The organism is Thermogymnomonas acidicola JCM 13583, assembly GCF_001316105.1.
Taxonomy (GTDB): Archaea; Thermoplasmatota; Thermoplasmata; order Thermoplasmatales; family Thermoplasmataceae; genus Thermogymnomonas; species Thermogymnomonas acidicola.
In genome coordinates this window covers 85,325-96,998 of sequence record NZ_BBCP01000005.1, presented here as the reverse complement: position 1 = coordinate 96,998, position 11,674 = coordinate 85,325, and the positions used below count along the sequence as shown (strand labels likewise).

At 59.6% G+C, this 11,674-nt stretch carries 15 protein-coding genes and 1 pseudogene; 10 read left to right on the top strand and 6 right to left on the bottom strand.

Annotated features, from left to right (window positions below; genetic code table 11):
• Positions 1-87: 87 nt before the first annotated feature.
• Positions 88-315 carry a hypothetical protein gene (locus JCM13583_RS12370; protein ID WP_162509484.1) on the top strand — a complete coding sequence of 76 codons (228 nt, stop codon included), beginning with the start codon at positions 88-90 and terminating at the stop codon, positions 313-315.
• Positions 303-704 (top strand): FAD-binding protein, encoded by a 402-nt coding sequence (locus tag JCM13583_RS05740; protein WP_171823473.1) that lies wholly within the window; start codon positions 303-305, stop codon positions 702-704. The genes JCM13583_RS12370 and JCM13583_RS05740 overlap by 13 nt, the downstream gene beginning before the upstream one ends.
• 174 nt (positions 705-878) lie before the next feature.
• Here the strand turns inward: JCM13583_RS05740 and JCM13583_RS13935 are convergent, their stop codons facing one another.
• Positions 879-1,091, bottom strand: a complete 213-nt coding sequence (locus JCM13583_RS13935; protein WP_171823472.1) for a hypothetical protein — start codon at positions 1,089-1,091, stop codon at positions 879-881.
• A 108-nt stretch (positions 1,092-1,199) separates the two neighbouring features.
• Here JCM13583_RS13935 and JCM13583_RS05730 point away from each other — a divergent pair, with 108 nt between their 5' ends.
• The 6 genes from JCM13583_RS05730 to JCM13583_RS05710 all read left to right on the top strand — a co-directional run bounded on the left by JCM13583_RS05730 (position 1,200) and on the right by JCM13583_RS05710 (position 6,818).
• Positions 1,200-1,490, top strand: coding sequence for a hypothetical protein (locus JCM13583_RS05730; protein ID WP_075057012.1), 291 nt, complete (start codon positions 1,200-1,202; stop codon positions 1,488-1,490).
• A gap of 63 nt (positions 1,491-1,553) precedes the next feature.
• Entirely contained in the window at positions 1,554-2,921 is a 1,368-nt protein-coding gene (locus JCM13583_RS05725; protein WP_075057011.1) for an FAD-dependent oxidoreductase, read from the top strand.
• Entirely contained in the window at positions 2,899-3,774 is an 876-nt protein-coding gene (locus JCM13583_RS05720; protein WP_171823471.1) for a hypothetical protein, read from the top strand. Before JCM13583_RS05725 ends, JCM13583_RS05720 begins: the two co-directional genes overlap by 23 nt.
• Before the next feature lie 323 nt (positions 3,775-4,097).
• Positions 4,098-5,165, top strand: a complete 1,068-nt coding sequence (locus JCM13583_RS05715) for a 4-hydroxythreonine-4-phosphate dehydrogenase PdxA (RefSeq protein ID WP_075057009.1) — start codon at positions 4,098-4,100, stop codon at positions 5,163-5,165.
• 40 nt (positions 5,166-5,205) lie between these two features.
• The gene (locus JCM13583_RS13930) at positions 5,206-5,355 is read left to right on the top strand and encodes a hypothetical protein (protein WP_171823470.1); all 150 of its coding nucleotides are present in this window, start codon (positions 5,206-5,208) and stop codon (positions 5,353-5,355) included.
• Positions 5,356-5,561: 206 nt separating this feature from the next.
• Complete coding sequence (locus JCM13583_RS05710) at positions 5,562-6,818, top strand: MFS transporter (protein WP_171823469.1); 1,257 nt, start codon at positions 5,562-5,564, stop codon at positions 6,816-6,818.
• Positions 6,819-6,868: 50 nt separating this feature from the next.
• Here JCM13583_RS05710 and JCM13583_RS05705 read toward each other — a convergent pair whose 3' ends face one another.
• From JCM13583_RS05705 to JCM13583_RS05685, 5 genes are all read right to left on the bottom strand, one after another.
• Positions 6,869-7,654: an NYN domain-containing protein gene (locus JCM13583_RS05705; RefSeq protein ID WP_075057007.1), complete on the bottom strand. Its 786-nt coding sequence runs from the start codon at positions 7,652-7,654 to the stop codon at positions 6,869-6,871.
• A 154-nt stretch (positions 7,655-7,808) separates the two neighbouring features.
• Positions 7,809-8,198 (bottom strand): hypothetical protein, encoded by a 390-nt coding sequence (locus tag JCM13583_RS05700; protein ID WP_162509480.1) that lies wholly within the window; start codon positions 8,196-8,198, stop codon positions 7,809-7,811.
• A complete protein-coding gene (locus JCM13583_RS05695) occupies positions 8,129-8,470 on the bottom strand; it encodes a hypothetical protein (RefSeq protein ID WP_075057005.1) in 342 nt (113 codons plus the stop codon). The genes JCM13583_RS05700 and JCM13583_RS05695 overlap by 70 nt, the downstream gene beginning before the upstream one ends.
• A 66-nt stretch (positions 8,471-8,536) precedes the next feature.
• Positions 8,537-9,517, bottom strand: a complete 981-nt coding sequence (locus tag JCM13583_RS05690) for an SLC13 family permease (protein ID WP_075057004.1) — start codon at positions 9,515-9,517, stop codon at positions 8,537-8,539.
• 82 nt (positions 9,518-9,599) lie between these two features.
• Positions 9,600-10,028 (bottom strand): hypothetical protein, encoded by a 429-nt coding sequence (locus JCM13583_RS05685; protein WP_075057003.1) that lies wholly within the window; start codon positions 10,026-10,028, stop codon positions 9,600-9,602.
• Between the two features lie 225 nt (positions 10,029-10,253).
• Here JCM13583_RS05685 and JCM13583_RS05680 point away from each other — a divergent pair.
• Both JCM13583_RS05680 and JCM13583_RS05675 read left to right on the top strand, forming a co-directional pair.
• Positions 10,254-11,411: pseudogene (locus tag JCM13583_RS05680) on the top strand (acetyl-CoA C-acyltransferase).
• 16 nt (positions 11,412-11,427) lie between these two features.
• Entirely contained in the window at positions 11,428-11,658 is a 231-nt protein-coding gene (locus JCM13583_RS05675; RefSeq protein ID WP_162509478.1) for a hypothetical protein, read from the top strand.
• Positions 11,659-11,674: the final 16 nt, after the last annotated feature.

Genomic DNA, 11,674 nt, shown 5'->3' with positions numbered 1-11,674 from the left:
TATTCATGCAGCCTGCATGTTACATTCGGAAGTGTCCATGTTCCATGTGCCTGCGGGATCTCTTTTAAGTATACAGTGCATTTACACATGTTGCCGTTCATACTGTACGGTTCTTCAGGGGAGAACTTCGCTGCAGAGGCCGATTACATAATGAGCGCGTTCGGCCTCTCCGGGCAACCGTGGGACGGTACCGTGAGGGTACCGGAGCACTTCAGGCCAGCCGCCCCCCCGAAGAAACCTGGCCCTCCGACGTCTCCACTGACCCAGTTGACCGCTTCATGCACTCCATCGGCAAGTCATCCGTGGAGATACTGATGGCCAGGAACGGCCATAGGATCGGGAGAGTGGATGCCGTCTTCAGACCACGCTACGGGGGGGACCTCCCGGCCCTCCTGGAAAGGCTCCATGCCTCAGGCTCCCGTGCAACTGTGTTTGGAGGAGGCACCAGCGTGACCGGTGCCCTCATCCCTGGCCAGAGGCGCTTTGTCATAGACACATCGAACCTCAGGGGGGGCATCTCTGTGTCAAAGGGCAGGTGCACGGTGGGCGCAGGCATGAGGGGCCCCCCCGAGATCGAGGGGGGGGCTGAACAGGGAGAACTGGACGCTGGGCCACTTCCCGGAGTCTTTCATGCACTCAACCGCTGGGGGCTGGGTCTCCACGAAGGCCACCGGGCAGGAATCGAACCAGTACGGCGGCATTGAGGACATGGTCATCTCAGCAACCTGCGTCAGGAGCGACGGCACTGTGGAGGGCCATGAGGTTCCGAGGGAATCCGGGCCAAACGGCCGCTGGGCGCAGGCCATCGGCTCTGAGGGCAGGTTTGGAGTCATAACCACAGTGACACTGCGGACGCACAGGCTGCCAAGGAGCAGGTTCTACGCCTCCAGGTTCTTCAGGTCCTTCGAGGAGGGCATAGGGTTCCTCTCTTCCCTTGACAGGTTTCCGACTGTGGCCAGGCTCTCAGATACCGTGGAGACAGGCATCTCCCTGGCAGTGGCTGGGGACGGTGCCCTCACATCGCTGGCCAGGAGGTACCTGAGGTTCAGGGGGGGCCTCGGTGACCCGTCGATGCTGGTGGTCGTGAACAACGAAATGCCCGCAAAGCTCCCTGATGGTGGTGTCTCGCTCGGCGCCCTTCCGGCCAGGAGTGGGAGGAGGGGAGGTTCCAGAGGCCGGGGCTTGCAAACAGGCTCTGGATGTCCGGTGTGGTGCCGGATACCCTGGAGACCTCTGCAGACTGGGACCGCCTTCCTGGCCTCTACCACGGGGTCAGGGAAGCATTCGGGAATGCCTGCTCTGCTGAGGGGATCAGGGGCATAATCATGGCACACGTGTCCCACCTCTACACCTCCGGAGCGTGCATGTACTTCACCTTCCTGCTTCAGGGGCCCCCTGGGAGTGGGGCAGCTCGTGGGGGTGCGCAACAGCGTGGTCAGGGCCTTCCTCAGACATGGCGGCTCACTAACCCACCACCACGGGATCGGTAGGCTCCTCCTTCCCTTCGCCAAGCACGCCTTCGACCACATAGAGAGGGATGGGGGGGTGGTGGGATGGTGAGTGGGGGGGCCAGGGAGTTCAGTTCCAGTACCAGGAAGGAGGCGCTGCGTGACGCTGACGGCCAGGTGTTCGACGTCGCGGTGGTGGGTGCGGGCATAAACGGGTCCGCCACTGCGAACCTCCTGGCCACCTCCGGGATCAGGACAGTACTGCTGGACAGGAGGGACTTCGCCTACGGGACAAGCTCCAGGTCTTCCAAGATGATCCACGGCGGCCTCAGGTACCTCCAGCAGGGGGGGCGCGTGATGGAGGTGAGGCGCCTGCTCAGGGAGAGGGACTACTGGCTGAGCTCCTCCGGTGACGTGGTCAGGATGCGGTTTGACCTGCTCCTTACCGAGCACGGCTGGAACCGCCACATGCTGGCCTTTGGCCTCTTCCTGTATTCGCTCCTGGACGGCAGGTTCGAGGTGCCCAGGGTGAAGGACAACACAGGTGAGTACCCGGAGGCAGTGAGAGGATACTTCACCTACTGGGATGCTGTCACCCACGACGCCAGGCTGGTCATCGGACACGTGTGCTCGGCCTGGCAGATGGGCGCAACATGCCTCAACTACGTGGACATCCTCTCCATAAGTGGCAGCGGGCCATACACAGTCCGCATACGTGACTCCCTGGACGGTCAGGTGGCGGAGTTCACCTGCACATGCCTGGTAAACGCCTCGGGCCCGTGGGCCGGGGACGTGGCAAGGATGGCTGGCGTTGGGCTGCCCGTGAGCCTAACACTGAGCAGGGGGGGTATGCACCTGGTCCTCACTTGCCCGGGCGGTACGCTGAGGAATGCGGTGGCCTTCAGGTCGGCCATAGATGGCAGGCAGCTCTTCATGGTGCCCAGGGGGGGGAACACGGTCATACTGGGTACCACCGAGGTGAAGGTGGAGTCGCCGGACGACCTGGAGTGTTCCAGGGAGGAGGAGATGTACCTCATGGATTCCGCATCTGCGGTCTTTCCCTGGGTAAGGCAGTGCGGTGTCGTTGCCAGGTACACCGGCATCAGGCCCCTCATAGGCTCCCACTCCGACCCTGGCAGGGCATCGAGGGATTCCTCGATAGTCGTCACCGGGAACGTGGTTCACGTGCTGGGTGGCAAGCTCACCGACCACAGGGTCACAGCGAGGAGGGCGGCCAGGGCCGTGTCGGGGGGGATAACTGGAAAGAGGGTATCGGGCTCAGGCCCAGACATCGTCTACAGGAGGCCCGCCGTTGCTGACCCTGTGGACTGGGACAGGCGCTACGAGTGCGCCATTTTCCCCGAGGACATCTATGTCAGGCGGGAGGGGGGGTGGTTCTTCTATGATCCAACGGTGCACAGGGAACTGGCCGGAGGTGATGCCGCGGGTGGTGGAGGTACCTGTTATAGTTAACGTCACCTCGGGCCACGGCAGGTACAGGGAGGCGCTGCCAGCTGTCAGGAGGGAGCTCTCGCCCTTCAGCCTCTCCATATTCACAACATCATCGCCAGGGGAGGCCACGCAGGTGATGGAGAGGATAGCGGGAGAAGGACACCAGACGGTGGTTGTTGTGGGAGGCGATGGCACGGTGAACAGCCTGCTTGAGAGCGCCATCGCGTTTGACGTGTGCCTTGTGCCTTTCCAGGCGGGCACAGGCTCGGACCTCGTCAGGTCATTCCACTGGCGTGCCGGGCGCTCTGTGGCCGAAATGATAAGGGATGAAGAGTTCAGGCGCATAGACGTGTGCGAAGCGAGGTACCTGGAGGGGACGAGGCTCTTCGTGAACATCATGGAGGTTGGCTTCGGTGCCAGGGTCGTCTCCAGGGTCAACCGCTCCGGCGGTGGCCACGGTCGCCTCCCCCCCTTCGAGATCGCCGTGCTGGGGGGGGAACTGCCGGGCCTGAGGGCGTACGAACTTGACCTGCTCTATGGGGAGCAGGTAGCGCACTACAGGGCCATTGAGGTGATCCTGGCAAACGGCAGGTACTTTGGGGGGGGAGGCATGCTCTCTGCTCCCTACGCCGACCTCACTGACGGACTGGTGGATGTCCACGTCATAGGGGGGGAAATGGGGGGGCGCATTTCCCTGCTTGCAAGGTTCAGGCACCTGGTGGACGGATCATACGTGAGAATGCCCGGGATCGCATCCATGAGGGCAGAGAGGATCGAAATCAAAGGAAAGGCGCCCACCGAGGTCGACGGTGAGAACTCCCTTGAGGCGCCTGTGACCGTTGCTGTCAGGAGGCAGGCTCTTAGGGTCATATGAGCACACCTCTCCAACCAAGCTGTGGTAAAGGGTGTGCGAGCGGAGGTGATGCAGAGGTACCTTTGAACTCCCGGTGAACGTGAACTGCAATGCACGGCGCGGGAACCAGCAGGGTCAGGTTCTCTACAGGCACACGGGTGAAATGCGGTTGCGCAGCCAAAGTCCTGGAGGCCTGTGGCCTTTATCATGGCCGTGCCCTAGGAGCGCATCTGGCCCGGTAATATGAGCAGGGTAGGTGCATGTGGCCGCGGCGTCCGGAATGCTTGCGGAGGTGGCAAAGCGTTCACGGGAAAGTTAATGGTGCAGGCTATGCTTGCACCACCATGGGCAAAATTGCCATCACGCTCGGAGACCCCCCCGCAGGCATCGGGCCTGAGATCGTGCTCAGAAGCCTCGCTGCCCTGGGTGAGAGGTCCCGGTCGGTTGTGGTTGTCGGGAACATGGAGGTGATGCGGAGGGCCTCCAGGCTGCTGGGCCTCACAGACATCCTGGAGAGGGTGGACGTTGAGGAGGTACCTGGGGATGCCGTGGAGCCCGGCAGGGTGCAGGAGGAGGCCGGCAGGCAGGCAGTGATGGCAATAGAGAGGGCCGTCAGGCTGGCCATGTCCGGTGAGGTTGAGGGCATATGCACGGCCCCCCCCATAAACAAAGAGGCCATGAAAATTGCAGGCTCAAGGTTCATAGACCATACGGAGATGCTGGCACACCTCACTGGGGGGGTGCGTGGACTGCTGACGCTCTTCGAATCTGGCAGCCTGCGCACAACATTCGTCACGAAGCACATGCCACTGAGGAAGGCCATAGAATCCCTGGATGTGGCTTCGGTCGTGAGGTGCATACTAGAGACCGACACTTCACTGCGCCTGCTCGGCCTGGGGGGGAGGAGGATCGCCCTGGCTGCTCTGAACCCCCCCCATGCTGGCGAGAACGGCCTCCTCGGGAAGGAAGAGATAGATATACTGGCCCCAGCAGTGGAGGAGGCGTCAAGGGTGGCAGACGTGAGGGGGGGGCCTTTCCCTTCAGATTCGGTGTACCACAGGGCAGCCAGCGGTGAGTTTGACTGTGTTGTCTCCCTTTACCATGACCAGGGGGGGCACATAGCGTCGAAGATGCACGACTTCTACGGCACCGTGAGCATGAACACCGGCATGCCGTTCCTGAGGACCAGCGTGGACCACGGCACCGCATTCGACATAGCCTGGCAGGGGGGGAAGGCGGACCACAGGAGCATGCTGAGCGCAGTGGAGAGGTGCTTCGCCTACTCACCCCTTTACAGGAGAAACTACGAGGCGTTCAGGGATGAGGTGCTGGAGAGGTTCCCTAGCTACGAGCCTGATATCCCTTATGGCCTCCACCGGCACCCTTATGCACCAGTGTTCCGCCGTCTGTAGCCTTATGTAATAGCCATCGAAGTCGAGGAAGTAGGCCTCAGTGGGCTCCTGGACAAGTTCGATGAGGCTCGATGCTGAAAGTGGCGACCCGAAGCACTCCAGGGCCGGGGTCGTGAAATCATCACCGTACTTCTCGCTGAACGGGTATACTACCACCCTGGCGCCCTTCTGTATTGACTGGAGGGCCTGACGGGAGAGCATATTCAATAGCACCTACACAATGTACATAAATGTTTCTGCGCCAGCCCGTCCGTCACAGGGGGTCTTGTTTTCCAGGGAAACCGTACAGGACGCTCCTGCATGCGCTGGGGGCATTTCGCGGATTTCGCTGAGAGGTGGTGTGTGCCTTGCGACCGCAAGGGGCATGTTAATATATACCATGCAACTGCACAACCCATGGAAAGCACGAGAAAGATGGCCGTGGCCAGCAGGCTCTCGATAATAGCCATATTCATTGTGGGCGCCATACCTGCACTGGTATCCGACTTTGACGGCTCGGCCTATACCTATGCCTCCACGTACATAATAAGCGCGGTCCACCTGCCGGCATACTATTACGGCGTCCTGATAAGCGGATACGCCGCAGGGATAGCGGTGTTCAGCCTCGTTGGCGGCTTCCTCTTTGACAGGGTCTCCCCCCCGAAGACTGTTGTTGTGGCCTCGGTGCTCTTCTTCAGCGTATTCACGATACTCACTGGGTATTCGACATCTGCTGCCGAGCTGGTGGCCTCAAGGGTCCTGGTGGGGGTTCGGCGTTGGGATGTTCCAGTCTGCATCCGTATCGTTCCTCGGGGGGGACGCGAACCCGGAGGCGAGGGGGGGCACCGGTGTCATGGTGTGGGGGGTGTCCTGGCCGGAGTCGGCACCTTCCTTGCCCCCCCCTACGTGATCCTTCCGTTCCTGCCAGATTACCGCATACCATTCCTGATCTCCGGGATCCTGGGGTTCGTCGTTGCGGGCATATTCCAGACGGTCATACCCAGGGTGTTCAAGAACGAGCCCAGGGCAAGGAACCCTCTGAAGGACATGGTGAACCGCTATTCCATCTTCCCCCCCATGCTGGCCATGTTCTTCTTCGGGTTCACGCTCCTAAACATCCTCGGCTATTACTCAGACCTGCTCGAGAAGGTCATAGGGTTCAGCGATGCTCAAGCTGCTGTCATCATCTCTCTCTTGGGTGTTGGGGGTGTGGTCTTCGGCATACCTGCGGGCTACCTCAGTGACAGGATCGGGAGGAAGGGCGTCCTGGTCATAGGGATAACCCTCATCGCCCTGGGAGCCCTGGGCATCACGTACTCACCGAGAAACATGGGCCTCTTCATCTTCCTGACCCTGGCCTTCGGAACAGGCTGGAGCATCTTCTCGATACTCAGCCCCCCCGCAGCCGGACAAGACATGGTCAGGGACGAGGTTGTGGGTAGCGTGAGCGGGGGCCATACTGATGACGTTCAACATCGGCGGAATAATAGGCCCCCCCTCCTCCTCGCTTACGAGGTGGCCAGGAACGTGCCCCCCCTGAAAACAGGCATGCTCTACCTCATGGACATACCTGCACTGGTCGCCCTTGTGATAACAGTTGCCATGAGATACCCGAAGAACATCAGGGAGGTAGTGAGGCAGCAGCTGCTGGAGGACACAAGCATCAGGCAGTAGGCCTACTGCACCATCCTCCTCCTGGCCTCCTGGACGATCGGGTGTCTTCGTCAACAACGAAGACCGTAAAAGTCTCGGTGCCGGCCTTGGAGGAGGACTGCAGCACCCTGACAGCACCGTACCTGACCAGGCGCTGGAATATGGCCTTCCTGGCCATGTGGTCGAGCTCCGGGAGCACCTTCTGGAGCCTGTCCACCAGGAAGCCCCCCAAGCTTCACAGAGCCGTACCTGTCCCTGTACTGGTCGTAAGCCTCCAGGCATGCCTGCAGTGCGAGCTGCTCGTCTGGTGACAGGTCGTCCAGTGACGTCACCTGGTTCTCACCTGCAGGGATGCCTATGCCCTGTATCTCCCTGTCCACGTACATGTAATTGCCCTCACCAACGAGCTTCTTCAGGTCACCGGACAGGCTATGCTGGAACCCTATGAACATGAGTTTCTTACCGCTCTCCTTCACCCTCATGGCGATGGGCATGTAGTCCCTGTCACCCGCGAAAATGACCATGGTCTCCACATCTGGCCTGGTAAGCAGGATCTCGAACACCGATAGTGAGAGCTCGATGTCAGCGCTGTTCTTGTGTTCAGTTGAGAGCACATCGATTATCCTTACGCCCATCCTCTCCAGCTCCCTCTTCACATCGGAGAGGTTGCTCCAGTCCGCGTAAGCCCTCCTTATTACCACTGGGCCGAATTCCCTCTCTATCATTTCGGTGACTTCCGATATTATGCTCACAGAGCGGTCATTTGCCTGGTCGAACGACAGGCTGTATAAGTTCTTAAGGCTGTAATAGAAGTTCTCGAAGTCTATGAAGACTGCTACGTTACCTCTCTTGTACATCCCTTAGTAATGCTGAGCCTGTCCTTAATAGTTTTTGGTACACCAGTAACACGGGCTTCAGGGGGGGGCTGATGGATTCACAATGGACGGGATCGAGGTTTTCACCGGAAATTGAACCTTCCGGGTTTCCTCTCCGCTCTCCAGGCCAGTGGGGTCAGAGGAGGGTGTAGGCCAGCGTGAGCGCCATGACCTCCACCGTTATGATAGAGCCGAAGACAAGGTAGTCCCTAGGCCTGTAGCCCCCTGGAGAGAGGACGACGAGGTTAGACTGGTTACCAAATGGAGTCATGAATGTGGAGGAGGCCGCCATGGCGACCACGGTCAGTGCCTTCACCGCGCTGGGAAAGCCTATGGCAACAGGGCCCATTATGATGGCTGCCCCCCCCACGTTCCCTATGGTGTTTGCCAGGAGCACCGTCATCAGGAACAGGAACAACGGGGGGGAGCCGGCCACCACGTGGCCCAGGTAGGTGATTATACCGGAACTGGTGAGGGCCGAGCCCAGCGAGAGGAAGCACCCCCCACAAAGACCACTATCTGCCACTCCACGTACTGATACATGCTCTTGAAGTTCAGCGTCCTGGTCGCTACGAGTATCAGGACTGCTATGAGGAACGCGTACACGATGTCAAGGCCCAGTTCGGACAGGGCCACAGCCAGGGCAAGGGCACCCAGCGAGATCAGGCCGTCCCTCCAGCTGAGGATCCTGATATCCCTCTTGTGCATGGGGGGGGCCAGGGACATCTGGGATATGAACTCCGCTATGTCCTCCTCCTTACCCGAGAGGAGGATGACATCGCCCGCGGATATCTTCACTGTCCTCAGCCTGCCTATTATGCGCTTCCCGTAGCAGATATGCCTATGATGGAGATATTGTACCTCTTAACGTACTGGCTCTCGCTTATGGTGCTCCCCCCCCACAAGCCTCGAGTCCGGCATGACAAAGACCTCGGCACGCTGTCGCCGGGGGGGGTCATCTTCTCCGAGGGTGCCAGGCGTAGGCCCCCTTATCCCGGACAGGGCTGGGATGTTCTCTGGGCGCACCCTGATCACGAGTATGTCACCGGCCGCCAGCACCCTCTCCGGGCTGCTCAGCCGGCCTGGATAGACGCTCACCACCCTGATGCTGAACTGCTTCTCCACCTCGCCCAGCGTCCTGCCCACCAGCGGGCTGTCACCCTGCACCTCCGCCTCTGTCAGGTATTCGCCGGTCTTGAAGCCCTCTATGGTGCTCACCGGGTTCTTGCGGTTCGGCATGATGCGCGATATGATGAGGAGGACCGGAATGCCTATTATGAGTATAATGAACCCCGGGATGAAGAACTGGAAGAATGGCAGAAAAGAGCCGGTCTTCTGGTACCAGAGGTCATAGAGCACTATGTTGGATGAGGTGCTCAGAACCGTGTACCTGCCACCGAGCACAGCGACGAAGGCCAGGGGGGGCATGAGGTACTTAGAGGAGGACCTGCCCATCTTATCCGCGATGTAAAAGAAAAGCGGTATCATCATTACCGTGAGGGCGACGTCGCTCATGAAGCCGGAGAGCACACCGACCAGGAGGAAGATTATCGCCAGGATCACATACTCGTTCTTCAGCCTCCTGATCAGTATGTCCCCGACCTTGTCCAGTATGCCTGAATTGGCAATTGTCTTGCTCGTTATCATCACGAGGGCGAGCGTGATGACAGGTATCGATCCGAAGTTCTCTATGGCCGCAGTCGGCGATACTATGTGCAGCAGGACAAGTGCGAGCACCGTGCCGAGGCCCACCAGGTCATAGCGGATCCTGTTCGTTATCAGCAGTGCCACAGACGCCACCAGGATCACTATGACATACACCTGTTCATGGTCCATGTTGAGCACCGTAAGCCCAGGGTCTTACAATAACAGTTACTCTTGGATTTAACACTTATTCTACGCATCCAGGGCCTAACGAGGGTAAGATCTAATATGGCCCAGTATGTAGCGTGAGGCGAGGAGGATCAGCAGCACAGTGATGGAGCTCAGCGTGAAGTCGAAGGTGCTGTGCGTGATATAGGAAAAGATTGTGAGTGCCAGCGCAGGGGGGGTGCCTGTACGGGAGGAAGGTTATGAAGAGGGAGACGAGGACAACGTTCAGCAGCATCTGGAGCGTCCCTGTGCCGAGGAGCACATGTATGGCCTCTGTGGTGAGGATCACGAAGAGGTAGGACGCGGAGATGGAGGAGTACGTGGAGAACCTGCCACCGTGGTCGAAGGTGAGGAGGTAGGTGGAAACCGCGAACGGAGGGGGGGCGAGGAGGAAGAGTGAGTGGTAGGAGGTCACAAGGAGGATTGTGGCGAAGATCACGATGAATGCGATGTACTTCTTCTCATCGCTGGTCAGGCGCACCACAGGGGGGGATCTGGGACCTGGATAAATGCCTTAACACAGGACGGGCGGGCCGTGGAGCCCATGTGCACCTGCGCCGGGTTCAGGCACGCAATACTGCAACCGCGGACGGGCGTTTGGAGCGAGCAGATCGACGCAGAGCTGTCTCCCTTGAGACTGCCACGCAATTGCATACAGGAGCGTCCCACAAAGTGTATTAAACCTTGGCCGGATACCTGTGAGGTGCCGATGTCTGATGTCTACGTTGTATCTGCCAAGAGGACACCCATAGGAAAGTTTGGCAGGTCCCTCGCAAAGGTCAGGGCCCCCCCGGAGCTGGGGGGCAGCGCCGTGAAGGCGGTCATACAGGAATCCTCAGTTGACCCCCCCGACATGGTGGAGGAGGTGATATTCGGAAACGTCATCCAGGCAGGCGTGGGGGCAGAACCCTGCCGGGCAGGTGGCCACCCTGGCCGGCCTGAGGGACGAGACCCTGAAGTACACTGTCAATGTGGTGTGCGCCTCCGGCATGCTCGCCGTGGAAAGCGCATACAGGGAAATCGCGCTGTCAGAGCACGACATTATTGTGGCCGGCGGGATGGAGAGCATGAGCAACGCGCCGTTCCTGCTGCCGCCCGACCTCAGGTGGGGGGCCAAAGCAGCTCCTGTTCAAGAACTACAGGATCGAGGACGCAATGCTCAGGGACGGCTTGATAGATGCATTCTACTTCGAGCACATGGGCGTCTCCGCAGAATCTTCGGCTAGAAAGTTCGGCATAACCCGGGAACAGGCCGATGAGTTCTCGCTGAGAAGCCAGGAGAGGGCCGCCAGGGCAACAGAGAGGAGATTTTTCTGACGAGGTCGTGCCGGTGGAGAACCTCCAGAGGGACGAGGGCATAAGGAAGACTTCCATGGAGGACCTGAGGAGACTACTGCCAGCATTCGACAGGAACGGCATACTCACCGCGGGCAACTCGTCCCAGCTCTCCGACGGGGGGGCATCCGCCTGCTGCTGTGCTCGGAGAAGGCTGTGAACGAGCATGGACTCAGGCCCATAGCGCGCATAACAGGGTTCAGTTCCGCATCACTCAACCCCCAGGGACTTCGTTGAGGCGCCCATACCTGCCACCAGGAAGCTCCTGGAGAGGCAAAAGAAAAAGATAGACGACTACGATCTCGTGGAGCACAACGAGGCCTTTTCCGTGGCATCCATCGTGGTTCAGAGGGAACTCGGGATCGATCCGGAGAGGTTCAACGTCAACGGCGGCGCCATTGCCCTGGGACACCCGCTCGGCAACAGCGGTTCCAGGATCCTGGTCACGCTCATACACGCCCTGAGGCGCAGAAGGCTCCGGACCGGCCTGGCAACCATATGCCACGGTGGGGGGGAGGAGGCCATACCATGACCGTGGAGGTGCTCTGATGAAGGTCTGTGTGATCGGTTCCGGCACAATGGGCTCAGGTATCGGCGAGGTATTTGCAATATCTTCCAACGAGGTTGTCCTCTACGATATCTACGAGAACCAGATAGCGAACGCGAGGGTCAGGATAGAGGAATCGCTGGGCAAGCTCAGGGACAGCGGGAAGATAAAGGAGGAGCCGAGGGATATCGTCTCCAGGATAAGGTTCACCACGTCCCCCGTCCGACCTTGAGGGTGCTGATGTCTAC

What these genes read in the sequence shown, in the direction of transcription:
- JCM13583_RS12370 (WP_162509484.1), top strand. Translation starts at nt 88, where the DNA reads ATGTTGCCGTTCATACTGTACGGTTCTTCAGGGGAGAACTTCGCTGCA.
- JCM13583_RS05730 (WP_075057012.1), top strand. Translation starts at nt 1,200, where the DNA reads ATGTCCGGTGTGGTGCCGGATACCCTGGAGACCTCTGCAGACTGGGAC.
- JCM13583_RS05725 (WP_075057011.1), top strand. Translation starts at nt 1,554, where the DNA reads ATGGTGAGTGGGGGGGCCAGGGAGTTCAGTTCCAGTACCAGGAAGGAG.
- JCM13583_RS05715 (WP_075057009.1), top strand. Translation starts at nt 4,098, where the DNA reads ATGGGCAAAATTGCCATCACGCTCGGAGACCCCCCCGCAGGCATCGGG.
- JCM13583_RS05710 (WP_171823469.1), top strand. Translation starts at nt 5,562, where the DNA reads ATGGAAAGCACGAGAAAGATGGCCGTGGCCAGCAGGCTCTCGATAATA.
- JCM13583_RS05705 (WP_075057007.1), bottom strand. Translation starts at nt 7,654, where the DNA reads ATGTACAAGAGAGGTAACGTAGCAGTCTTCATAGACTTCGAGAACTTC.
- JCM13583_RS05675 (WP_162509478.1), top strand. Translation starts at nt 11,428, where the DNA reads ATGAAGGTCTGTGTGATCGGTTCCGGCACAATGGGCTCAGGTATCGGC.